This window comes from Saccharicrinis sp. GN24d3 (assembly GCF_052400645.1).
In the GTDB taxonomy this organism is placed as follows: Bacteria; Bacteroidota; Bacteroidia; order Bacteroidales; family Marinilabiliaceae; genus Saccharicrinis.
In genome coordinates this window covers 427,560-451,874 of record NZ_JBQTGI010000001.1, presented here as the reverse complement: position 1 = coordinate 451,874, position 24,315 = coordinate 427,560, and the positions used below count along the sequence as shown (strand labels likewise).

17 protein-coding genes are annotated in these 24,315 nt (G+C 39.2%); 10 read left to right on the top strand and 7 right to left on the bottom strand.

Features of this window, described 5'->3' with window-relative positions:
- The first annotated feature begins 43 nt into the window (after positions 1–43).
- Entirely contained in the window at positions 44–1,981 is a 1,938-nt protein-coding gene (locus ACT29I_RS01420) for a peptidylprolyl isomerase (RefSeq protein ID WP_444792533.1), read from the top strand.
- Between the two features lie 116 nt (positions 1,982–2,097).
- Positions 2,098–2,946, top strand: a complete 849-nt coding sequence (locus ACT29I_RS01415; RefSeq protein WP_444792532.1) for a hypothetical protein — start codon at positions 2,098–2,100, stop codon at positions 2,944–2,946.
- Between the two features lie 60 nt (positions 2,947–3,006).
- Here ACT29I_RS01415 and ACT29I_RS01410 read toward each other — a convergent pair whose 3' ends face one another.
- Together ACT29I_RS01410 and ACT29I_RS01405 are read right to left on the bottom strand one after the other, a co-directional pair.
- Positions 3,007–3,735, bottom strand: coding sequence for a DUF6261 family protein (locus ACT29I_RS01410; protein WP_444792531.1), 729 nt, complete (start codon positions 3,733–3,735; stop codon positions 3,007–3,009).
- Positions 3,736–4,740: 1,005 nt separating this feature from the next.
- Positions 4,741–5,775 (bottom strand): alcohol dehydrogenase catalytic domain-containing protein, encoded by a 1,035-nt coding sequence (locus ACT29I_RS01405; protein WP_430934378.1) that lies wholly within the window; start codon positions 5,773–5,775, stop codon positions 4,741–4,743.
- Between the two features lie 630 nt (positions 5,776–6,405).
- Between ACT29I_RS01405 and ACT29I_RS01400 the strand changes: the two genes are divergently transcribed.
- From ACT29I_RS01400 to ACT29I_RS01385, 4 genes are all read left to right on the top strand, one after another.
- Positions 6,406–7,764 carry a peptidylprolyl isomerase gene (locus ACT29I_RS01400; RefSeq protein WP_430934376.1) on the top strand — a complete coding sequence of 453 codons (1,359 nt, stop codon included), beginning with the start codon at positions 6,406–6,408 and terminating at the stop codon, positions 7,762–7,764.
- A 44-nt stretch (positions 7,765–7,808) separates the two neighbouring features.
- Positions 7,809–8,213 (top strand): hypothetical protein, encoded by a 405-nt coding sequence (locus tag ACT29I_RS01395; protein ID WP_430934375.1) that lies wholly within the window; start codon positions 7,809–7,811, stop codon positions 8,211–8,213.
- Between the two features lie 495 nt (positions 8,214–8,708).
- Complete coding sequence (locus ACT29I_RS01390) at positions 8,709–10,283, top strand: OstA-like protein (protein WP_444792530.1); 1,575 nt, start codon at positions 8,709–8,711, stop codon at positions 10,281–10,283.
- 108 nt (positions 10,284–10,391) lie between these two features.
- Positions 10,392–11,579, top strand: a complete 1,188-nt coding sequence (locus ACT29I_RS01385; protein ID WP_444792529.1) for a hypothetical protein — start codon at positions 10,392–10,394, stop codon at positions 11,577–11,579.
- Between the two features lie 64 nt (positions 11,580–11,643).
- On the opposite strand, the gene fabG is transcribed toward ACT29I_RS01385, so the two are convergent.
- Together fabG and ACT29I_RS01375 are read right to left on the bottom strand one after the other, a co-directional pair.
- A complete protein-coding gene (gene fabG / locus ACT29I_RS01380) occupies positions 11,644–12,390 on the bottom strand; it encodes a 3-oxoacyl-[acyl-carrier-protein] reductase (protein WP_430934372.1) in 747 nt (248 codons plus the stop codon).
- Positions 12,391–12,516: 126 nt separating this feature from the next.
- A complete protein-coding gene (locus ACT29I_RS01375; protein ID WP_430934371.1) occupies positions 12,517–13,272 on the bottom strand; it encodes an SIR2 family NAD-dependent protein deacylase in 756 nt (251 codons plus the stop codon).
- 222 nt (positions 13,273–13,494) lie between these two features.
- On the opposite strand from ACT29I_RS01375, the gene ACT29I_RS01370 reads away from it, so the two are divergent.
- The 4 genes from ACT29I_RS01370 to ACT29I_RS01355 all read left to right on the top strand — a co-directional run bounded on the left by ACT29I_RS01370 (position 13,495) and on the right by ACT29I_RS01355 (position 17,550).
- The gene (locus tag ACT29I_RS01370; RefSeq protein WP_444792528.1) at positions 13,495–15,378 is read left to right on the top strand and encodes a methyl-accepting chemotaxis protein; all 1,884 of its coding nucleotides are present in this window, start codon (positions 13,495–13,497) and stop codon (positions 15,376–15,378) included.
- A gap of 284 nt (positions 15,379–15,662) precedes the next feature.
- Positions 15,663–16,352: a PrsW family glutamic-type intramembrane protease gene (locus ACT29I_RS01365; protein ID WP_430934369.1), complete on the top strand. Its 690-nt coding sequence runs from the start codon at positions 15,663–15,665 to the stop codon at positions 16,350–16,352.
- Positions 16,345–16,740, top strand: coding sequence for an alternative ribosome rescue aminoacyl-tRNA hydrolase ArfB (arfB, locus tag ACT29I_RS01360; protein ID WP_444792527.1), 396 nt, complete (start codon positions 16,345–16,347; stop codon positions 16,738–16,740). Before ACT29I_RS01365 ends, arfB begins: the two co-directional genes overlap by 8 nt.
- Positions 16,741–16,827: 87 nt before the next feature.
- On the top strand, positions 16,828–17,550 hold the full coding sequence (locus ACT29I_RS01355) for a (Fe-S)-binding protein (protein WP_444792526.1): 723 nt from the start codon (positions 16,828–16,830) through the stop codon (positions 17,548–17,550).
- A gap of 41 nt (positions 17,551–17,591) precedes the next feature.
- Here ACT29I_RS01355 and ACT29I_RS01350 read toward each other — a convergent pair whose 3' ends face one another.
- From ACT29I_RS01350 to ACT29I_RS01340, 3 genes are all read right to left on the bottom strand, one after another.
- The gene (locus ACT29I_RS01350) at positions 17,592–18,320 is read right to left on the bottom strand and encodes an NYN domain-containing protein (protein ID WP_430934366.1); all 729 of its coding nucleotides are present in this window, start codon (positions 18,318–18,320) and stop codon (positions 17,592–17,594) included.
- A gap of 262 nt (positions 18,321–18,582) precedes the next feature.
- Positions 18,583–18,969: a DUF302 domain-containing protein gene (locus ACT29I_RS01345; RefSeq protein WP_430934365.1), complete on the bottom strand. Its 387-nt coding sequence runs from the start codon at positions 18,967–18,969 to the stop codon at positions 18,583–18,585.
- Positions 18,970–19,256: 287 nt separating this feature from the next.
- Positions 19,257–24,080 (bottom strand): RecQ family ATP-dependent DNA helicase, encoded by a 4,824-nt coding sequence (locus ACT29I_RS01340; RefSeq protein ID WP_444792525.1) that lies wholly within the window; start codon positions 24,078–24,080, stop codon positions 19,257–19,259.
- Between the last annotated feature and the right edge of the window lie 235 nt (positions 24,081–24,315).

Below are 24,315 nucleotides of genomic sequence, written 5' to 3'. Positions count from 1 at the left end.
TATTGTCCGGACAGTTTAATTAAAGTAAACAATTTTAATAACCATGATACGTACCAACCTGATTTTGCTTTTTGCCGCTGTATTATTCTCGGCAGGTGCCATTGCGCAGTCCACCCATAACCTGGTGACTATTGGAGACAAAAATTATACAGTTGAAGAGTTCGATTTCATCTACAACAAGAACAACAACTTTTCCGAAGAGCCCAAATCCAAAAATGAATATATCGACCTGTTTGTCAACTACAAACTAAAAGTACACGAAGCTTGTGCACAAGGTCTCGACACTTTGCCTTCCTTCACCAAGGAATTTAACTATTATAAAGATGAACTGGCCAAGCCGTACCTATCGGATAAAAAAGTGACAGATCAACTCATCCGGGAAGCTTACGACAGGTTAAAAACGGAAGTGAACGCGAGTCACATTTTAATTAAACTGCCCCCTTCCCCATCGCCCGAAGACACCTTAAAAGCTTACGAGAAAATAAGTTCCATCGTTGAGAAATATAAAAACGGAGATGACTTTAACGAGTTAGCCGCACAATACTCCGAAGATCCTTCGGCCAGGAAAAACCAGGGCAAAATAGGATATTTCAGCGGATTTATGATGGTATATCCATTTGAATCGGCGGCGTATAACACGGCCGTAGGTGAAATTTCGCCCATTACCCGGACCTCCTTTGGATACCATGTGGTAAAAGTTCACGACAAAAGAAAAAACCGTGGCGAATTGAGAACTGCCCATATTATGCAAATGTTTCCTCCTGACTCACCGGAAAAAGTGATCGCCGAAAAACGGGCAAAAATCGATTCGGTACATCAGCTGGTTTTAAGAGGAGATGATTTTGCAGCCCTGGCCAAACAGTTTTCCGAAGATAGAAACAGCGCCAACAACAACGGTGAACTGCCCTGGTTTGGAACAGGCAGGATGATACCCGAATATAGTGAGCCTGCTTTCAAGCTCGATTCTGCCGGTAGCATCTCAGAGGTTATCCAAACGCCTTATGGATTCCATATCATCAAACTACTGGAAAAAAGAGGGGTTCCACCTTTCGATGAGAAGAAGGAAGAAATAAGCAACAGAATAGCCAAAGACGAAAGGGCCTATCAGGGTAAAAAGGCAGTCGTTGCCCGATTAAAGAAAGCGTATAACTATTGGCAAGACGATACGCTTTTGGAACAAATTAAAACAAAAGCGAAGGACAGCCAGCTGTCCGATGATGCGTTCTTTTCTGAATTTGAGAATTCCGGGGTCAATGTAGCGACCATGAACGGTTGGGATTTTACGGCATCTGCGTTTATTGCAAAACTAAAGGAGAACAGACAATTTACCCAACCCAGAAGGGCAAGCCTGATTGACAAACTGTCTGAAACAATCCTGGAGGATGAAATACTTGCCTTTGAGAAATCAAGATTGGAAGACAAATACCCCGAGTATAAATATTTGTTGAACGAATATCACGATGGCTTGTTGATATTTGAAATCAGCCAAAAAGAAATCTGGAACAAAGCCATTGAAGACAGCACAGGAATTGAATCGTACTACGCTGCTCATCAGGCAGATTATTTTTATCCCGAGAAAATGGAAGGCAAGATCTTCTTGACAAACGATAAAAAAGAACTGAGTGCGGCCAAAAAGTTGATGGCCTCAAATAATATCACAGCGGATTCATTGAAACAGCTGTTTCCTGATGCCAGGGTTATAGAAGGAACGTTCCATAAAGGCGAATATAAAGCGTTGGACAAGCAATTGTGGAAGGTGAAAAAATCGGAGGGAAAGATCGATCCCGACTATAAATACCTTTGGGGAGCCGGGCAAAAAATCGCCAAAAAACCCAAAAAACTGGAAGAAACCAGAGGTCAGGTAATTGCGGATTACCAAACCCAAATAGAAAATGAATGGTTAAACAAACTTAAAGCCAGGTATGTTCCTACGGTGAATAAGAAAGCATTAAAATACAGCAAAAAAGTAAAAAAGAAATAATGAAACCGGTATGGCCGGGGCAGATAATTGGGCACATCACCTGTCCCGCCCAAAGCGGGAGGTGCGCCATTAAAGTCCGAACTGGTTATCCGCGTTAAGCTAATTTATTAGAGTATATGAAAATCCACATTCGGTTATTAGTTGCAGCAATCCTTTGCTTTAGTGCCTGTAAAAACGTGGCACCGGACGAAGATGACGTGCCATTGGCTAAAGTAGACAACCGGATATTGACTCTATCGGAACTGGAAAAAGCCGTCCCTGGCAACCTGAGCAAAAACGACAGCATCGCCTTTACCCAGAACTATATCAACCGATGGGTTAAATCTGCCCTTTTATTGCGTAAGGCCGAACTAAACCTTACGCCCGAGGAAAAAGATGTGGACCAGATATTAAGCGATTACAGAGCATCTTTACTGATTCATCGGTACCAACAGAAACTCTTGCTTCAAAAATACGTGCCACTGATTTCATCTCAGGAAATTGAAGCGTATTATAACAAAATGAGCGAAAACTTTAAGCTCGACAGAGATATTATTCAGGGTGTTTTTGTGCAAGTTCCGCTCAATGCGCCTAATTTAAGTGACGTTAAAAAATGGTACCGATCAGATGATAGCGACGATTACGTTAAACTGGAAGAGTATTGTTTTCAGAATGCGCAAAAATTTGACAACTTCGTGGACAGGTGGGTTACCGTTGAAGAGATTAACGAACTGCTGCCCTTGCCTTTTCCTAAACACCCCATGTTTTTGGATTACAATAAATTTTACGAAACATCAGACAGTACTTCCCATTACCTGGTATCGATAAGGGCTTTTCACAAAGAGGATGATATTGCGCCGGTCAGCTTTGTTGAAGAGAAGATTAAGGCCATCTTGCTCAATAAAAAAAGGATCGAATTCATTAAAAACCTCGAAGAAGAACTATACGACGAAGGGTTAAAACAAAAGGTAATAAAATTCTACTAAAAAAGGTTGCCCATAAAGAGCAACCTTCTGTATTTATTAAAACCTAACCGTTCGTTTAACTTAAATTTCACTGTCTGAGTCTGTGTCTGATTTCGCTTTTCTTCCGGTAATTAATTTGCCGTATTCTTCAATCAAAACATTCATCTGATTTATCAACGAATCATATGATTCATTGCCATTGAGCGTTGCATGCGCCTTGATGTGATTCAACATGGTTTTATATTGCGACATCATCCCGTCCCTGATCTCTTTTACTTTCACGTCCGGATTCCCGGCTGTTTCCTGCACGCGTGCCAAAAAACGATCGTTAAAAAGTTTGTTCGAGGTGTCTAGCTCTTTCAGCCAGGCCTGTTGTCCCAGGGTTTCAACTGCATGCACCAATTCTTCCTCCGAGCGCCACTTTTCCACCAAATCATTTAACATACTGGTTTCGGCTCTGTAGTTCATACGAGCAGCTCCGGTATATGATTTCAAGGAATCCTTTAGTATTATGGCTGCCTCTTTCTTTTCCGGCTCGTAACTATAAGTGTAAGCTTCCACCAAAGTAGAAATACCAACAAAGTCTCTGTCACGGCGACCATCCAAATCAGCTATCTCTTCCGTTAAGATACTTCCTTGTTTTTGTTTAAACACTTCGGTAAGCCGATCCTGGTTTTGTTTTAAAGGAAGGTATTGGGCTTCAATTTGAATCCGGATCGGTTCATGTTTTTCAATAATAGCGAGTAAATCAGTATAAAACTGCACAAACTCGCTATTCCTGAGGCTAGTTAACTTTAAATTTAGAATCATAAGGTATTTGTTTAAAGTTAGATGATAATAAAGTGTCATTAATATAAAATATTATACTGATAATATCAAACAATATCCCATAATTTTTATATATATCCGAAAAACCGGCACGGTGGAAATCTTCGTTCCTGCCATGGACCAAAGCCTTCAAGTGAAATAATAAAAGACCAAAGACTGCCCGTCTGATGTCACGCAATCCTAAGTACACGGGATGGAGGGTGTGTCGGGGATCCACCTGCCAGAAACCGCCTCCCGTTGACGAAAACCTCCTGCAAGGTGCAGCAAGCCTTCCCCGCGTGACGGAAATGTCTCGCAGCAGGCAGGAATGCACCTCCATTTGAAAAAGAGCACCCGCAACCTGCAGGACAGTTTCACCACCTGACGAACACCTCACGCAACCTGCAGGAAGGTTTCTCTAATTAAAGACATGTTACGGTATGGCACAGAACATTCTAATTAATGATTTAGGTTCACTAATGTCCCATTAAAATTGGAACGTTATTAAAAGTAAATAAACATGGCGCATTAAACGTATTACGATCTTTGTCATTTTGAAATTTAGTTTTAGCAAAGAGGTCTCGAAGATGTGTTTTGACGGTCAAAGATATACTCAAGATATGCAAAACTTCATATGTGCTTCTATCAAGTTACATGTCCTGCCGGACGGTGGCTTACAGGCAGTATGCACATATGGCAACACAGATTTGAATCCGAACGGCATTTTCTGGTAGTCCGCCGGAACTTTTTAATTTTCAGATGTTGTTTTAACCCGGATTATGCATTAGCACTTCGTCGTGAACATTGAAAGTGCAATAAAATCTTCAGGCTAATAGAAATGCAGCTTTCAAGTGCAGCCTAATAGGCATGGGAAATGTCAGTAAAATAAATATAGGCAGAACAAAAATAACAATGACCCTTCCTGAGTTCATACTGATATTGATTGAGGTGCGTCCAAAGACTCTACATTTATCATGTACAATATAACAGAATATATTGAACGCTCTGCTAGAGATCAATCATGGCCTTCATCACACCATCCTTATAACTGGCAACCAAATCAAAGGCCTGCTTTGAATCGACAAAGGAGAAACGGTGGGTTGGCATATTGCTAACGTCTATGTTTTCGTTGGCTAACAATTCCAAGGCCTCTTCCACTGTTCCATTTTGGCGACGAATATTCATAACAGTGACTTCTTTATGGCGTCCTTTACTTACAGGGAGGCGCCAATGATCGAATTGAGGAATTCCTATCAGCATCAAAATTCCACCCGGCTTTAATAAATCAAAGGCCTGTTCAACCGCCTCCTGTTTTCCACAACATTCAAACACAAGGTCTAAACCTTGAGGCTCCAGATCTAAAATTTCTTTCACCACATCCTTTTCATCAATATTACCTGCATAATGCGCCCCGGAATCCATAGCAATTTGAAGTCGTTCATTAATCTTATCACTCACAAAAACCTTAGAGGCCCCTTTTGTCAGCGCAGACAATAACACACTCATCCCTATGGGACCAAATCCTAAAATGCCCGCTTTTGCATTTTGTATCGGCATTGCCCTATTCACTGCGTAAAGACCAATAGCCAGCGGTTCCGAGATGGCCGCCTGATCATAGGTCATACGATCTGGAATAGGTAAACAAGAAGTTTCGGGCATCACAATAAATTCTGACAAGCTACCAGCGGCTTGTCCCGGACATCCAAGAAATTTTAGTTTACGACAGGTATGAGGCCTTCCACATTTGCATTGGTCACACTCAAAACAAGGCATGGCAGGTTCAATTGCCACCCGATCACCTATTTTCACATGAGAGACTGAAGCGCCCACTTTCTCAACGATACCAGCACATTCGTGTCCCACGGAAAAAGGATACGACACTACCTGATCGCCTATTTTTCCTGATACATAATAATGAACATCAGAACCACAGACAGCTACCACCTTTAAACGTATCAGCACATCATTATCCCTGCGCAATAACGGGATAGGTACTTCCTGCATTTCCATTTGTCTGATACCGGTAAGATTCATTGATTTCATAAATAGTTTCTTTAAAAATGTAACATCGCGTTATCGTTTTCTTAATCGGAAAAGATATTTATTAAAAATCGGAAAACAAAAAAGGTAGCGTTAAAACAAAGTTTACCCCCACCTTTCTTATTTATAGAAAAACTTACCACTAAAAGTGATGGAATAAAAAATCATAACCATCTAATTTTACTTTATATTGATAAAAGCTAAATTATAAATGATTAAAAGAAATAATGGCTGTTGGAGAAACAATTCAGCCAACACCAATCATTAAACCCGGATTATGTATTGGAGGTTTGTCATGAGCATGGCAAGTACAATATAACAAGGCATTACCCAAACGAGGCATCCCTTTCCCGATTACTTTCGGGAGCATCGTTCTGATGAGTTGAAGTGATGCAACGAAGTGTCTTGTTTTAAAGCAATTTCAATGGGTAATAGAATTTCTAATGCATATTGCGGGTTAAATGTTTATGCTAAAATCTTTCCATTAAACCTTATACTTCCCGCTGAATAATATATATTTGCAAGTGATGATAAAAAGAGGAACGAAAATTGGTAAATCAATCCCTGATTATGACTTTCTCAACAATCAGTTACTTATTAAATATCAAACAATTAGAGATTAAAACAAAAATAATGCACAAAACAACCATTTTATTGATTGCCACCATATCCACTATCCTATCTTTTAGTACTCCCCTGCTAAGCCAAAAAAATGTAATTGATGAAGTGATTGCCGTTGTGGGCGACAACGCCATATTAAAGTCCGATGTCGAATACCAGTACCAACAAGCTGTCATGCAAGGCGCATCGGCCAAAGGCAATTTAAAGTGTACACTTTTCGAACAACAGTTGATTCAAAAGCTGATGTTGAACCAGGCCGTATTGGACAGCGTGGAAGTGAGCGAGAACAACGTGATAAACGAAGTGGACCGCCGGATGAACGAATTTATCAGCAGGGCCGGCGGACGCGAAAAACTGGAAGAATGGTTTAACAAATCCGTACTGCAGATTAAAAAGGAACAAATGACCGTAGTCCGCGACCAAATGTTAACCGAAAGCATGCAACGTACCATTACCGAAAACATTGAACCCACGCCATCGCAGGTACGTGCTTATTATCGTAAAACACCGCAGGACAGCCTGCCCATGGTTCCGGTACAGTACGAGATTCAAAAAATTGCCGTATACCCCAGAATCGACCAAAAAGAAATTGACCGCGTTAAAAGCCGGTTAAGGGATTTCCAAAAGCAGGTGGCCGAAGGAAGGGATTTTGCCACTCTTGCCGTATTGTACTCCGAAGATCCGGGCAGTGCGACCAGCGGCGGCGATCTCGGATGGAGTACGCGCAGTACCTTTGTGCCCGAGTTTGCCAACGTGGCTTTTAACATGCAGGAAAAAAACAAAGTGTCCAAGATTGTTCAAACCGAGTTTGGGTATCACATTATTCAATTGTTAGACAGAAAAGGAGAGCGTATCAACGTTAGACATATCTTGTTGAAACCCAGAGTTTCGAGTGACGCCAACAAAGAAGCTGTTTCCAGATTGGATTCCATATCTAATTTAATCGCTGAGAAAAAATTGAGTTTTGAAGAGGCTGCCTTGTATTACTCCATGGACAAAGATACCAGGAACAACGGCGGATTAATGGTAAATATGCGCTCGCAGTCTTCTAACTTTGAACTTTCGGCCATACAACAACCACAATTGGCAAAAGAACTTCAAAAACTGAAGGAAGGAGAAATATCAAAACCTTTTAGTATTAAAGACGACAAAGGACACGATGTGTATGTTATCATCAAACAAAAAAGAAAAATAGCTCCTCACCGTGCCAACCTGAAAGATGATTACCAGCTGGTACAAAACATTATGACAGAAAAAAGACGTCAGGATGCCATTGATGACTGGATAAAAGAAAAGCAGCTGGATACGTATATCACCATTCATGACGATTGGCGGGACTGTAATTTTGAGTTTAAAAATTGGATTAAGTAATTATTTTACCTATTTTGTTTGGCAAATTATAAAAGTGTAGGAGGATGAGTATTACCGGGGAAAGCAAAATAGGACTTTTAATTTTATCGATTATCATTTGTGCTTCCTGTGCAAGGGAAGCCTATAACATATCTTTGAACGGGGTAATTGTGGACGAAGAAACCAATTGCCCCGTACCTCTTTCTTCCGTAAGGTGCTATTGTTTGTACCAGCATAATATCGACGAGTCGGCTACCCAAAAGCTAGATACCCATACCGACAGTTTGGGGCAGTACCAGTTAAAATTTAACAAAGGGTATAAAATAACCATGTCGATCGAAGCCAAGGATTATGTGGACAAATTTGTACAGTTTAAACCCTACAACGGTCATACCCCCGATACTATATATCTGAAGCGTAAACTTGTGTTTCAAACGTCTGCCGCTTCTCCGACGACCATACAACAATAAGCAGTCGCGAAAGTATCAAAATCTATGGTTTTGTAACATTTGCGAGGGTATTCCAAAAACATTCCGTGTTAGAATTTGATTTTTCTCAGAATAATCAGTTTGATCCCACGACCATTGACCAATGACCTTTTTAAAATTTGGCCTGATAATTGATTTCAACAAATCTGTTTGTTATTCTATCAACATGAATGAAAGGTTAGGATATCGGTTCACCCAAACAAATTATACTTATCCAAAATTGTCATTAGGTTGCACCTCAATGCCAATTGGATCAAGAATATCTAAACCTCGCTTCATAAAAGCAAGGTAAGATTTTCTATCCCATAGCCATCGGGAAGGCTTTCGACTGCTGACATTAAGGAATTTGAAGAATTCCGAATGACAGATCCCGGCTTATATTCATAATTGCCCTATTTAGGGATGGGATAATTTTCGTAATTTGGGTATTACTGCTATTTTTGCCGCATTAATAAAATTTATAGCTCGGTAATTCTAATGCATATATCAAATCGCATTTTCAAGATCATCATTTTAGCCTCTGTATTTTATACGGGAATTGTTTCCGGGCAAAAAAAAGTAATCGTCAATAATGCCGACAGCTTAAATTATGACGAAGCTATTTACGGGAAAGACGTGCAGGTGTTGATCGGCAATGTAAAATTCACCCACGAGACCGCCGTCATGTTCTGCGATACGGCCTATCGGTACATTCTCGATAACAAAATTAATGCAAACGGAAATATCCATATCATCCAAAACGACACGCTCCACCTGTATGGCAGAAGGTTAAACTACGATGGAAATACAGGTTTGGCCCAGGTCCGCGAGGATGTTCGTTTGGTTAATAAAGATGTGGTATTGACCACGGACTATTTAGACTACGATCGGGTAAACAATTTTGCCTACTATTTTAACTTTGGTAAGATTGTTAACAAAGAAAATACCTTAACCAGCAAAAAAGGTTATTACTACCCAGCTACTGACCAGGTCCATTATAAGGACAGTGTTGTAGCAACTAATCCTAAATACATCATTAAATCTGATACATTAATTTACCATACCGAAACAAAAGTTTCTAATATTGAAGGCCCCACTTTTATTATCAGTGATAGCAACACCATATATGCCGAAGCTGGTTACTACGACATGCAACACGATGTGGCTCTTTTAAAGGAAAATGCCTATGTTGAAGGAGAACAACTGTTAAAAGGAGACACTATTTATTACGATAGGGCGAGCGGCTATGGCGAGATATTTAACAGCATGGAGCTGCACGACACCACCAATAATCTGATCATTAAAGGGGATTACGGTTTTTACAACGAGATAACCCAGGATGCCCTGGCCACTTTAAATGCAGAGTTATTGCAGATTTATAATAAAGATACCCTTTTTCTTCACGCTGACACCTTACAGGCAGTGCCTCTGGAAGATGGCGAGCAGAAACTGATAAAGGCTTATCGAAAAGTAAAATATTTTAGGAGCGACATGCAAGGCCGTTGCGATTCCATGGTGTTCGATTCCAGGGACACCACCAACACTTTTTACTACGATCCTATTATGTGGTCGATGGGCAATCAGCTGACGGCGGACGTGATAAAGATGTACACCAAAAATGAGGTGCTTGATAAAGTGGACCTGATTGACAGGTCATTTATCATTTCGGAAGAAGATACAGGTCGTTACAACCAGGTAAAAGGAAAGCTCATGACCGGATACATACGGAACAATGAAATATACAAGATTAATGTAAATGGTAATGCGCAGTCGGTATATTTCCCCAAAGACCGGGAGTATGTTATTGGCGTGAACAGAGCCGAATGCAGCAATATGACTTTATATCTGACTCAGCGCATGGTAGACCAAATTACCATGCGCGTATCTCCAAACGGGAATATGAACCCTCCTTATTTAGTACCGGATGAAAACTTAAGGTTGGAAGGATTTTATTGGCTCGATGCCTTCAGGCCCAAAAGCAAGGAAGAAATATTTTTCTGGGAAGAACTCCCCACATTCGATCGCGGCGAAAACCGTTCGGAATATGATTTGGATGATACCTACGAAGAGTAGGATCAACATTTTAATTTGCACGAAACTGGCGTGTAAAATGGAATTTTTCGCAAGCAATACTTAAATGTACTTGGGAACTCCATACAATAACTATAAAATTCCATATGAATGAAACTACACCTTATCTTAACTGCGCTGCTCATTTTAACCTTAAATGCATTCTCTCAAATTACTTTTGAACCAGGATATTTTGTCAACCAGAAAAATGATACCGTACAATGTTTTATCAAAAATATGGACTGGAAAAATAATCCAGATAAATTTCAGTATAAAATAGGTGAAAATGGTGCCATAAAAATAGCGACAACTAACGATACCAAGGAATTCCACATTAATAATCACTCAAAGTACGAAAGTCACAAAGTAAACATCGACCGATCCACTGACAATATTGAGGAACTAGGAATTTCGAATGAACCACAATATAGCGAAGAAACTCTTTTTTTAAAGTTACTTGTAGCCGGTAAAGTTAAACTATATGCCTACGAAGACAGGAACCTAAACCGTTATTTCATAAGCACATCTACTACCAAAGTGGAACAGCTTATATATAAGAGGTACCTGCTTCAAGGTAAAATAAGCTACAATAAAAAGTTTAAACAGCAGCTTTTTACTTTGCTAAACGATCCTCAGATTGACAGAAAAGATATAATCAACTTAGATTATGAAAGAAAGGATCTTATAAAATTAATCAATCAATATAACGGCAACGGAGAAAGCACCCCAAAGGATCGTTCCAACAGAAAATCTAAAATATGGATTAGTTTAAAAGGCGGAATAAGTTTTTCAAACATAACAATGAGAAACAAAAATTTTTCAAGTTCATACGAGCACAACAATTCTTTGGGTTATAGATTTGGTGCAGCCTCCGAACTACCGTTGCCTTTCAACAATAACAAATGGGCCATTATCGTAGAACCAACATTGCGCTTTATGGATTCCAAACTGGAAGTTGATCAAGAATTGAACCATATAAAATATAATTCACTTGAGGTTCCTATTGGGATTCGCCACTATTTTTATGTTGGTGAAAAAAAGTCCATATTTCTCAACGCCATGTATATATTCGATATGCCTTTAAATTCTAATATCCTTATTAATCGGTTTAATAACGTGAATAATATAAATGTAAACGTAAATACGGTTAGTAACTTTGCTGTGGGAGCAGGATTTTTACTTGGTAAGTGTAGTGCAGAAGCAAGATATGGAATTAACAGGCAACTAACAGGAGATTATATGACGTGGGATACCGATTACAATGAACTCTCCATTATTATTGGACTAAAATTATTTTAAAATAAAAAAAGGCCTGCAAAATTTGCAAGCCCTATATTATTTTATTCACTGGCGACCGTGTCGCCTACATGTTCATACCACCACAAACATGAATAGTTTGTCCGGTTACATAAGCTGATAAATCGGAACCCAGGTATACGCATGTGTTGGCAACATCCTCCGGAGTACCTCCTCTTTTTAATGGAATACGACCTTCCCAAGCCTTCTTCACATCATCCGGCAAAGCCCCTGTCATTTCGGTAATAATAAATCCGGGGGCTATTGCATTATGTCTGATTCCTCTGGCGCCCATTTCTTTGGCAGCAGATTTTGTGAACCCGATAATACCGGCTTTGGAAGCAGAGTAATTACATTGGTTGGCGTTACCGGAAACACCTACCACAGAGCTCATATTGATAACGCTACCTCCGGCTTGCTTCCACATGATTGGCTGAACCGCTTTGGTAAAATTAAATACCGATTTCAGGTTAACAGAGATGATGATATCCCACTGCTCTTCCGTCATTCTTTTTAGTGCTCCATCCTTAGTGATACCCGCATTATTTACTAAAATATCAACACGTCCAAAATCTTCTTGAATCTCTTTAACCACGCGCTGTGTATCTTCATAATTGCTGGCATCCGAAGCATAGCCTTTTGCTTTAACACCCAAAGCGTTTAGCTCTTTTTCCGTTTCTTCGGCAGCCTCGTTGATGGCTAAATCAGTAAAAGCTACATTACAACCATTTTTAGCGTAAGTTATCGCGATGGCTTTACCGATCCCTCTCGCCGCACCGGTAATAATTGCAGTTTTTCCTTCTAATAATTTCATTGTCAAAGTTTTTATAGTAGAAATTTGTTCTCATTTTTATTAAATGACTGACAAATGTAATAATTTATCGTAGAAATAATAGTTACGCGGCCACTTGAAGTTATTCAGGCTTCATTTCATATAAAATTAGAATTTTTTACCGATCAGTTCCATTGCTTTTCCGGCTTCCATCCGAATATGGATATCTGTAATTTGGTTTGTGAAATTGGATACTGTCGGGTTGATCTCGATAATGGTGGCTCCTTTTCTTTTGGCTTCCCACGGCACCTGGCACGCGGGCATCACCTCACCGGTTGAACCTATTACCAAAACCACATCGGCGATTCGCGCTGCATCAAAACTTTTATCATATGCTACCGGAGGTATTCCTTCGCCAAAAAATATAAAATCAGGTTTTAAAAGTCCGCCACATCTATCGCAAGCAGGAGGTATTTTTCCCAGGTCTATGCCGGAAGCAGCAACCGAATAGCCACATTTAGTACATTTCAGGTTTTGAGAGTTACCATGAAACTCATAAACCTCTTTGCTCCCTGCCTTGAAGTGTAAGTCATCGATATTCTGCGTAACTATGGCCTTGATGATTCCCAATGCTTCCAGTTGGGCCAAAACGATATGTGCCTGATTAGGTTTCGCATCCGTAAAAAAATCATAAAATATTTCCCGGATGGCATTCCAGGATTGCTCCGGATTGCTGAAAAAATAATCCAGCTCCAACAAACGCGGGTTATACCTGTTCCAAATTCCGGCTTCCCCCCTAAAAGGTGGAATGCCACTTTCCACACTGCACCCGGCACCAGTGTAGGCAATCGCAAATTTTGATGCCTTTAAGAGCTCTGCTACTTGTTCGATTTTATTACTATTACCATCTGATTTACTTCGCATGTTCCAATTATTACATTTAATTTAACCCATAATTACAAGGATCTTCACGAATTAAAAACCATTGCATAATTCACGATTACCGAAGATAAACACATTCGCGTTAATTACAGAAATTCGCGTAAAAAAAAACGTTAACCTAACTTTTTTTGAACCTTTTCCTTTATGTCACGTACATATACATCAAAAATCCCATTTCTGTTTCTTGATTTCATCATTGAATTTATGACAAAAAAAAACAGCTTACGACTAAGAATTTTCCTTAGCGTTATATTACCTCTTTTAGTAATTCTTTTGTTGGCTTTCTTTTTTATTGGCTTTCAGTTTAATAATTTCACAAAAGAAAACGCTGTCAGCGGCACCCGGAAGGTTGCTCAGCTATACTCCACGCGCGTATCGGAAAGTTTAAACAAAGATTTGTTCATGGCGCGCTCCCTGGCACAATCCATACAGTCCTTGCATAAGCTTGATCGTAGAGAGAGAATTCAGATTTCCGATCAGATTATTCACTCATTAACCATCAATAACCCCAGTTACAAAGGCACCTGGTATAACTGGCAACTTTTTACCCTGGACAACAGCAGAACCGCAACCTACGGTAGATTGAGAAACACTTACTTTAACCACCAAGGGGAAATAACCCAACAAACGGATACACTGGATATGGACGGGGAAGATCCCGATGGGCTGTACCACACCATACACAAACTTAACACGGAATACGTTACCAATCCATACTACGAAGATTACGAGGGTAAACTAAAAGAACCCATCATGGAAACTAGTGTTTGTATTCCGCTGAAACACAACAATACCTTTTTAGGGTTAGTTGGGTTCGATCTTGAATTAACCAGCTACCAAGCGTTATTTAAAGACCTGGAAACATCTAAAGGTGGAAATGCGATTTTATTTTCTAACAACGGGGATATCATCGCGTCGAAAAATGAAGCCTGGCTGGGAAAAAATATTCTGGATTTACAGCACGGTTTTAAAACAACAGACGATCTATTCGAAAGAATGGGCGAAGCAGGAACGTTTACCCACGAATATGAAAGCGATAATGGGAATGACTACTTCTCCTATTCAAAAATAAACATTGGTGACTGCCCAACCCCGTGGGGATTGGCCTACAGTGTCCCCACAGAGGTGGTAATGGAACAAGCCAACCAGTTAAAATACATTCTGATGGCAGTATTGATTGTATGCATAGTAATTATCCTACTCATTTTACGACGGTTGGTTAAAAACATCCTTACCCCCATCCTTTCCGCGTCAATGTTTGCGGCAGAAATAGAAGCCGGGAATTTAAAAGCCGCGGTTTCCTACCATAGAAACGACGAAATAGGTGAAATGGTAAAGTCGTTACAATCGATGGGTCAACGTTTTAATCGTGTGATCAACAGCATCGACAATATTTCAGAAACCATCGACCATACATCCCATCAAATTGATGTAGAAACATCGAAATTAGCGGAAAGCGCCTCAGAACAAGCTGCCGGCATGGAAGAAATTACCACATCCATGGCCGAAGTGATGGATAGCGTCAAGGCCAACACGGGCAATGCTGTAAAAACAGGGCAGATATCAGAGGAAGCTGCCAAAGAAATTACCAAGAGCCTCAATACGGTTAGAAAGGCCAACGATTCGATGCTGGAGGTTACCGATAAAGTAAATGAGGTAAAAGACATTGCCGCCCAAACCAATATTCTTGCCCTAAATGCGGCGGTGGAAGCTGCACGTGCAGGCCAAAGTGGAAAAGGTTTTGCGGTAGTGGCCAGCGAGGTTCGCAAGCTGGCGGAACGTATAAAAATATTAACTGACGAAATTGAAATATTGGCCGAAGTAGGTAGAAACAACTCTAATGAAGCCACCAGAAAGCTAGAGGCGATAGCTCCGGAAATTGTCAAAACCGCTGAATTGGTGCACCTTATTGCTGAGGATTCGGAAAGCCAAAGTGTGGCCGTCGATCAGATCAACTCGGGTTTGTCGCAACTCAACCAAATCACTTCGCAAAATGCCGCTCAGGCTGAATTTATGCGCCAGTTTATCGAGAAACTGACGCATGAATCGAAAAAAATGAAAGAAACAGTGGATTATTTTGTGGTGTGACGGAAAAATGTTTAGAACTGTAAACAGACATCAAGGGCATGCCGTTACATGCCTGGAATACTGACAGAGATTTCCGGGGAATAAAATGGGTAGTCCGGAAAACGGTAAATTTACGATAAAGCGATGTTCACGCGACAACATCGTCATTTTGCCGGTTAGGCTGCAGTTAGTCCCTTATCCTAATAATCATTTGCTAATCACTATTCGCGAATGGCTATATCACCTATTACAAGGAACTATTATTAGCATTTTTATTATCTTGCCGCCAACAAAAAAAAACTGTAATGAACCTACTCTTGATATCGGTTGCACCGGTGGTTATAATTCTGGTGTATATATACTATCGTGACAAATACGAAAAAGAACCTGTTTCCCTCTTAGCTAAAGGACTGGTTGCAGGAGTGCTGACGGTACCTCCCATTATTATTGCCGAAAGATTGGTTTCCTCATCCCTGCCCTTCTTGTTCTCTGAAAAAATTGGATTGGCCTTTGGAAATGCTTTTTTGGTGGCCGGATTCTGCGAGGAGGCTTTTAAGTTACTGGCCGTTTATATTCTTATTTGGAAAAACCCCAATTTTAACGAACGCTTTGATGGAATTGTATACGCAGTTTTTGTATCGCTTGGTTTTGCGTTGGTAGAAAACCTTATGTACGTGTTTTCTAATGGTTTTCACGTGGGAATATCCAGAGCATTCACCGCCGTTCCGGCACATGCCATGTTCGGGATTATGATGGGGTATTATTTAGGACTGGCCAAATTCATTGCCGCTTCAAGAACCAAGTATTTGGCATTGGCGTTTTTCGTACCATTCTTTTTTCATGGGTTCTATGATTTTATTCTGATGGTGCAAATCCAATGGCTTTTGTTCCTGTTTTTCCCATTGTTGATATTCATGATGAGACGAACTCATAAAAGGATGAAGGAACACGAGCAAAATTCAGTATTTAAATCTCAACAATACTTCAATGATTAACCTGGAAACCGAATTGTCATTTACCGCATCCAGAAGTTCAGGCCCGGGCGGTCAGCATGTGAACAAAGTAAATACAAGGGTAATCCTTCACTTCGACGTATTGAATTCAAAGATTTTAAACCAACATCAAAAACAAGTTGTTCTTGATAAACTACGGAATAGAATCAATAAAGAAGGTCATTTGGTTATCGCGTGCGAAGAAACCAGGTCTCAATTAAGAAACAAGGAGATAGGTGTAGCTTTATTACACCAATTGATCCATCAGGCATTAAAGCCTGCCGTCAAACGAAAAGCTACCAAACCAACTCGCACCTCTAAACTAAAAAGACTTAAAAACAAAAAAATACATGGCGATAAAAAAGCCAACCGGCGTAAACCGGATTTGTAGTCAGCGATAGATCGGTCAACAGTCATCATTAACTGCTGACTGTTGACCAAATTAACGAATAAGCTACCTTTGGTAAAATTTTTAAATATGATTGTCGACCTTTTTATACCTTGCTTCATCGATCAAATGTTTCCCAATATTGGGTGGAGTGTTGTAAAAATATTGGAATCGAAGAATGTGGAGGTAAGTTATAACCCCAAACAGACATGCTGCGGTCAGCCCACATTTAACAGCGGCTATTGGAAGCAATCCAAGAAAGCAGCCATCAAGTTTTTTAAAGATTTCCCTAACGACAGGCCAATTGTTGTACCATCGGCTTCATGCGCGGGTTACGTCAAAAATCATTACACAAAGCTATTTGAAGATGATGCACAATACCTGCCCGAATGCGAACGGCTGAACCGCAATGTAATAGAGTTTACCGACTTTCTGGTCAACCATCTAAAGATCAATGATTTGAATGCCTCCTTCCCCCATAAAGTGACTTATCACGATGCGTGTTCGGCATTGCGTGAGTATGGCTTGTCGGACGAACCCCGCCAATTATTGGCTAATGTAAATGGACTGGAACTCATTGAAATGGAAGACCGTCACACGTGCTGTGGATTTGGCGGAACCTTTATGGTAAAGTTTGTTTCCATTTCAACGGCCATGGCGGAACAAAAAGTACAAAATGCTTTAAATACCGGAGCCAGGTACATTGTTTCCACCGAGGCTTCTTGTTTAATGAATATTCAGTCCTACATCAATAAGCAGAAGCTACCGATAAAAACTATCCATTTGGCAGAGATACTGGCGGGCGGGCTCTAGTGTTCAGTGTTTATCGGTCAACCGTCAATAGTAAAGGTGGCTTATTTATTTTTCACAAATATTAGTTTAGAACGACTTTTGGGTTTTTCTCTTTGCTCTATCTCAAACTTACCGGTAGACTTAATGAGTGGGGTTAACTTCTGAAAACCATAGTTCCGCGGGTCAAAATTAGTCTGCTTTTTTTGCAACAAGCTGCCTACATCTCCTAAAAATGCCCAACCATCATCATCCGACAGGTCATTTATGGTGGTGGCAATCAGCTTAATTTCCTTCGCCGTAATTTTATCCACAGAATCCTTATCAAAATCTTTTTCATTTTCTGATTCCTTGGGTTTTGATTCATGTTTCAATATTTCGAGATAAATGAACTTATCACAGGCAACAATAAAGGGGTTGGGCGTCTTTTTTTCCCCTATACCTATTACCTGCATACCCGCCTCTCTGAGTCTTGTCGCCAATCGGGTAAAGTCACTATCGCTTGATACCAGACAGAACCCATTCACCTTTTCCGAATATAGAATGTCCATGGCATCGATAATCATGGCCGAATCGGTAGCGTTCTTACCCGTGGTATATCCATATTGTTGTATCGGTGTTATGGCATTTTCGAGCAATAGACTTTTCCATTTTGATAAATTAGGTTTAGTCCAATCACCGTAAATCCGTTTGATGGTCGGGTTGCCATATTTGGCTATTTCTTCCATCATCTCTTTGATATATGCCGATGGTATGTTATCGCCGTCGATAAGCACGGCCAGATTTATATTCATTTTGTTTAATTAAGATTGTAGTTAGTTACTCATCAATGCTTCCGGGTACAAGTTAGTAAAAATACGATATAATCATTCCCGGGTTAAGCCGATGAAAGATGAAAGAAGTAGATTGATGTTTTTATTAGGAATTTCTTTCATCTTTAATGCCATACCAACGGTCGTGACTGTACCGTCACGATTTAATCTCCTATTTTCAGTTGGAGTGACAAGCTCCGCTTTGGAAATCAACCGACCACGTTATGCATTATGGATGGAATGTTTAAACGTTGTCAATTACTTGTTTAAGTTTTTGCCGAACTTCGTTTGCAACACCTGCCAGTTTTTCATTCTCTACCGATTGCATAGAGGCCATCGGGTCAACGGCAGCAATTTCTGTTTGGGTTTCTGAAACTTGTTGAACAATGACGTTGCAAGGCAACATTGTTCCAATTTTATCCTCTTCCTGCAGTGCTTTATAGGCAAAAGCGGGATTGCATGCACCCAGTATGCGGTACCTCCTGAAATCAACGCCTAATTTCTCTTTTAGTTTGTCGTGGATGTTGATTTCGGTTAAAACCCCGAACCCTTCTTTTTTGAGTTCTTCCGTTGCTCTTTCTACTGCTTCTTCAAAAGAACAATTCAATGTTTTTTCAAAATAGTATTTCATTTTTTTCCTATAATGTGAATGATTAAAATAACGAATCAACTTTTACTTTCCTACTTTTTATCCTTAAGGGAAATAAGATGTCTTGAAAGATTGCTCTTTAAATATCTTATTTAGCTTTTTTTCATTAATTCAGGATACGGATCGGTGCCGGAATTATTCTCGGAAATTCTTTTTCTACATCATACAGTTTGGAAGGTGGAGCAACTCCAATCCAAACTCCTATTACTACTGACTGAAGCAAATTTGCAAGATGATTACCGGAACGGCTATTCTATTTTCGTCCATATCTATGAATGACCATTTATTGGAGCCTCCTGCTTTACATATTTCAACTCGGGTAAAACGATCATAATCTCATTCTCTAAATCTTCTTTCTGCCAATATACAATATAGTTAATTTCCGACGCAATCAGCTGATATCCCATATTTTCATAGTGATTTATTTTTTCTTTGTAACGATTTGAGAATTTAACAATGCAATTCCCGTTTTTGTCGTAACAAGCATCCTTGTTAACCATTAGCTTATCTCCGCTTTTTAAGTTTGCCAATACATGCTGTTTATACATAAAATAGTCTAACCAAATATCTTTGTGAGAAAGGTGCGCAACTAACAAATTCGACGGTTTATATTGAATATTATCCATTTTTCTTTCCATGTATTGACATGAGATATCATCAAGGTAGCTCCCATTTACATGAATCGTAAGGTTTTGCTTAGCCCTGGTCATGGCCACATATAATTCACGTTTCTTTGCATCATTATCCGGATTAAAACCATCCAGCAGTAAAAAAACATTGTCAAACTCTTTGCCTTTTGCCTTATGAATGGTGGATACGTATATCGTTTCTCCGGTTGTGCTGGCGAAATCTTCAAGATTAGATTCTTTTACAAATATTTCAAAATCCGATTGGTATTTTTTCTTAGGGTTGCTCCATTCAAAATCTTTAATCAGATGAATGATGATATCTATTTTAGAGCTAGTTTTATATTTATTCCAAAGATTTCTTTTTGCTGCTTTCCAGGCATTATCGCTAATCACATATTTATCTTCAGTAAATTTAAGCTGTTCGATAAAGTATCGGACCTCTATTAGGTTATATAAACTAAACCCTTCGTTAGTTTGAATAAGTTTTGCGGGTAATCCTGTCCGAAGCAAAAGACCTACTACCTGCAAGGCTTCAGCGTTTGTATGCGTTAAAACACAGGTAGTTCCCATAAGGTCAGAAGAGGATATACTATTGACAACTGGTTCAACGAGATTTGAACAGGAATACTTAATTAACTTTAATAATCCGGTTTCATTTGAATGGGCAACAATAGGTGTTACCTTCAGGCGATGGGTTATTTTTTCGGCAAACCGATTTGTAAATGCTACCAGGTTTGATTTACTGCGATAGTTTTCGATCAATTCGATTTTTTTGGCCTTTTGCTCCAATATAAATTGTTCTAAGTATTGGGAACCAGCTCCTCTGAACTCGTAAATATTTTGATCATCATCCCCAACAGCAATTACTCTCATTTCTTCATTGTATTCCATTAAGGTTTTAATTAACTCAAACTCATGTTTATCCATATCCTGGGCCTCATCAATAACCAAAACGGCCTTTGAAATTCGGTTTGGTTCAATATCCTGGTTACGTATTTTCTCAACCGTTGTATTAATAATAGTTTGGGATTTTTCTATCGAGCCAATCCTGCCGAGCAAATCGAAACAATATGCATGAAAGGTTTTTATTTCAATAAAACTGGCCGCATTTCCAATTAAGGTGAGCAATCGTTTTTTGAATTCCGTTGCGGCAGCCCTCGAAAAGGTCACCATCAATAGTTGTTCGTGTTTTACATCTTCCATCAATAATAAAGACGCCAGCTTATGCACCAACACCCTTGTTTTGCCAATTCCCGGACCTGCTGTAACTGCAATATATGGCGAACGATTATCTTTAATGATACTTAACTGGGAAGGAGATAACTCTCCGAACAGTTGCCTGAATTTAGCAGGTGTAATATTTCTTTTTATTTCATTTTGTCTGCTACCTTTAAAATATTTATTCAGAAAGGAAGAATAGTTTAGCTGAAAATAATCTTCAACAAATTGTAAAGCCTCTCTATAATCCTGAATCATTTTTTTGGCATATTCACCCACAATATGAATCTGCTGTACCTTATTTTCATAGAACTGATCCAGTTTCTTATAGTCTTCTTTTTTATATCCCTTTTTAGTATTTTTTTCAAGTCGTTCAATAGTTAATGAATTATAGACAACCAGAAAACCTCCTTCTATTTTTAAGGCCTCTATTCTTGACAAATAAAACAGGGCATCTTCAATATCTGCAATGGTGATATTGCGTTTAAATAATGCATTTTGATTCTCGTATTTTTCTTTTAATTCATGTACCGAAAATCCCACTAAAACCTGCACTTTGTTTTTGTCAGAAAAAGATAGGTCCTGATTACTTTTTAAATAAAGAAAATCAACAATAAAACGCGCTAATTCATGACGTTTTCCCAGTCTGTCCCTTAGTTCTGGTTGTGAATAGTTGGATAGTATGGTTACATGATTTTTTGAGAAATCATGTTGCTTCCTTTTGAGCCAGTTTTTAATGACCCAAAAGTTGATGATGGTTTTGATTTTATGAGGCGATACGTCCGAACATCCGTATTCCTCTGCGTGTTCGTTAAGTTCCTTAATGTGAAAAGACTTTTCCTGCTCGTCAAATTGAGTCGCCAGAAACTTCTCAATTTTACCAATTGATTTCAGCACGCTCAGTGAGCGGTTTTTATTTTCACCTCGTTTGATAAAAGCTGTCAAGTCTTTTTTGTCAGCCAGTATTTTTTCTTCGCGCAACAAGTTAACCACATTAATCACCTTCTCTTTTACAATTCCTAAATGATCGGATATATAGTCCACTCTTGATTCCGCAACTTCATCAGTGGGCTGCATTTTACTTTTACTGGCAAACAGTTTTTTAATAATTCGCACGGCAAGTTGCTTTTGCCGCTCATCGAACCTTTCCGAGAGGTTTATTTTTTCTATCGCTTCCTGAGCATTTTTTGAGAGAATACTATTGGCATATATTTTGGGCATATTTTGCCCTCGTTTAAGGTAACCAGCTTCTTCCAATGCCGAAATTGCAGTTTTCACCCTTGATTCTATCTCAAATACACTTTCATCCCATCCGGCTTTCCTTGCAATTTCCAGTGCCGAATTTGAAACACGTGATCTAAACCGGGTTATATCTTTTATGGCTTTCCATATTTGCTGAATCTCTTTAATATTCAACTTGGATTGATTGAGTAATATAAAGTGCTTACTTAAATCTTCTTCATTAAAAAGAACATAACAATCAGCGGTAATATTCTCATCTCTTCCAGCCCTGCCCGCCTCCTGGACATAGTTTTCAAGCGAGTCCGACAATTCGAAGTGAATGACCATTCCCACATCCTTTTTGTCAACCCCCATCCCAAAAGCGGAGGTAGCCACCATTATATCGACATCACCACGAATAAATGCGTCTTGGTTTTCTGACTTTTCCTGTTTATCCATTTTGCCATGATAGGGCTTTGCCATATACCCGTCATTTGATAACCTTTCTGCAATTTGGTAGGCTCTCCGTGTACGCGAAACATAGATTATGGTAGGACATTTTTTACCATCAATCAGCCTACGTATGGTTTCATATTTATCTTCCTCATTGTCTCTGGGGATTACCTTGTAGCTTAAGTTCGTACGGGATGTTTTTGAGCTAAAGGTTTCTAGCTTTAAAGATAGTTTATCCTGAAAATAATCCTTTATATCCTGAATTACATTTGGTTTTGCAGTTGCTGTAAAACAAGAAACTGGTATTTCGCTTTCGAGGTTTTTCTTTTTCTGTAATGCTTTTACAAAGTCGCCTATGTAGAGGTAATCAACCCTAAAATCCTGCCCCCAAGAGGAAAAGCAATGTGCCTCATCTACTACAAAGCGTACCACATTTCGTCCTAGTAAAAGCCGTTCTATAGATTTTAATCGAAGTGATTCCGGAGAAATGTAGAGTAAAGAGGCTGTTCCATTCTCAACTCTTTCGATAGATTTTGCCCTTTCTATTGGGTCAAGCAAACCATTTATGGTGACAGCTTCCGTTATATTTGAGTTTTCCAGATTATCAACCTGGTCTTTCATTAAAGACTGAAGGGGAGAAATAACCACGGTCAGGCCCTTTACAGCTTCGCCACTCATTAATGCCGGCACTTGAAAAGTTATAGACTTTCCTCCTCCAGTAGGGAATACTGCCAAAAAAGACTTATTATCAATGGCCGCCTTAACAGCTTTTTCTTGTAATGCTTTACCTCCATATAACCGATAGGAATCAAACCCAAAATATTTCTTTAGCGCAATTTTTGCATCAAGTGATTTATTACAATAGCAGCATCCTTCCAAACACGGATTGTTTCTTAATAAAAACATAACCCTTTCTACTTCAGGGTAGGTTTTGGTTACCCATGGTGGTGTTATCGAATATCGGTTATTGGTAGTGATTAATGCTAAACTATAAGCCAATTCAATTGGGTTTTCTTTAATGATATTTTCAAGATGAATGTTGTTGCAAATATTTTCGGAGAACCTTTTTTGTATAAGGCCAATGACATCTTTTTCAGAAGTTCTGTAGTTTATAAAATCAAAAAAACATGTAAATTCCCATTCGGTTTTAAGCAACAAATAGTAAATCTGCTTCAAATCATGATCAAAGTCCCGAAATGCTGATACTTCATCATAAAAAAGGTCTTTTGCTTTAATTGCATCATTTAAAGGGTTATTTAATTCATCCGTTTGAAGTTTGTCATCTTTAAGCAGTGCGTGATAAGGTTTGGAAGGAAACAGCAATGGAGATAAGAATAATGTATCAATAGATTTTATGCCTGACATATCCTGGTATGCAGTTCTTTCCAGGTATAACAAGTCGTGGTTCATGATGTTGTGTCCGCATATATATTCCTTGTTATTTATAAAATCCAAAAATTCTGCCAATGAGGTTGAATGAAGTTGCAAACCACTCTCGGTTACACCTCCAATATCAAGTATTTTTTTGCTTCCTGGGTCTACTTCGGTATCTATGAAAACAATGTTCCTCATTAATCTTAATTCGAGCTACTTTAATACGTGCGGCGCATCCTGCATGTGTTACAACTTAAATTTACCAATATTACGTTAAGGGATAATCCATGCTCCTGCCTGGTTGTTATATACAAGGCCAGTTGGGGTCTTAAACCTTACCATATAAATATTCAACAAACAAATTAAATAATATATACTATTTGAGCAAGCAAAAGAAACCTAATCTTTAAACTTTATAAATTCGGTAGGATAA

Bases quoted from the DNA above. Each gene is read 5' to 3' on its own strand.
- ACT29I_RS01420 (WP_444792533.1), top strand. From the start codon at position 44: ATGATACGTACCAACCTGATTTTGCTTTTTGCCGCTGTATTATTCTCG.
- ACT29I_RS01415 (WP_444792532.1), top strand. From the start codon at position 2,098: ATGAAAATCCACATTCGGTTATTAGTTGCAGCAATCCTTTGCTTTAGT.
- ACT29I_RS01410 (WP_444792531.1), bottom strand. From the start codon at position 3,735: ATGATTCTAAATTTAAAGTTAACTAGCCTCAGGAATAGCGAGTTTGTG.
- ACT29I_RS01405 (WP_430934378.1), bottom strand. From the start codon at position 5,775: ATGAAATCAATGAATCTTACCGGTATCAGACAAATGGAAATGCAGGAA.
- ACT29I_RS01400 (WP_430934376.1), top strand. From the start codon at position 6,406: ATGCACAAAACAACCATTTTATTGATTGCCACCATATCCACTATCCTA.
- ACT29I_RS01395 (WP_430934375.1), top strand. From the start codon at position 7,809: ATGAGTATTACCGGGGAAAGCAAAATAGGACTTTTAATTTTATCGATT.
- ACT29I_RS01390 (WP_444792530.1), top strand. From the start codon at position 8,709: ATGCATATATCAAATCGCATTTTCAAGATCATCATTTTAGCCTCTGTA.
- ACT29I_RS01385 (WP_444792529.1), top strand. From the start codon at position 10,392: ATGAAACTACACCTTATCTTAACTGCGCTGCTCATTTTAACCTTAAAT.
- fabG (WP_430934372.1), bottom strand. From the start codon at position 12,390: ATGAAATTATTAGAAGGAAAAACTGCAATTATTACCGGTGCGGCGAGA.
- ACT29I_RS01375 (WP_430934371.1), bottom strand. From the start codon at position 13,272: ATGCGAAGTAAATCAGATGGTAATAGTAATAAAATCGAACAAGTAGCA.
- ACT29I_RS01370 (WP_444792528.1), top strand. From the start codon at position 13,495: ATGACAAAAAAAAACAGCTTACGACTAAGAATTTTCCTTAGCGTTATA.
- ACT29I_RS01365 (WP_430934369.1), top strand. From the start codon at position 15,663: ATGAACCTACTCTTGATATCGGTTGCACCGGTGGTTATAATTCTGGTG.
- arfB (WP_444792527.1), top strand. From the start codon at position 16,345: ATGATTAACCTGGAAACCGAATTGTCATTTACCGCATCCAGAAGTTCA.
- ACT29I_RS01355 (WP_444792526.1), top strand. From the start codon at position 16,828: ATGATTGTCGACCTTTTTATACCTTGCTTCATCGATCAAATGTTTCCC.
- ACT29I_RS01350 (WP_430934366.1), bottom strand. From the start codon at position 18,320: ATGAATATAAATCTGGCCGTGCTTATCGACGGCGATAACATACCATCG.
- ACT29I_RS01345 (WP_430934365.1), bottom strand. From the start codon at position 18,969: ATGAAATACTATTTTGAAAAAACATTGAATTGTTCTTTTGAAGAAGCA.
- ACT29I_RS01340 (WP_444792525.1), bottom strand. From the start codon at position 24,080: ATGAGGAACATTGTTTTCATAGATACCGAAGTAGACCCAGGAAGCAAA.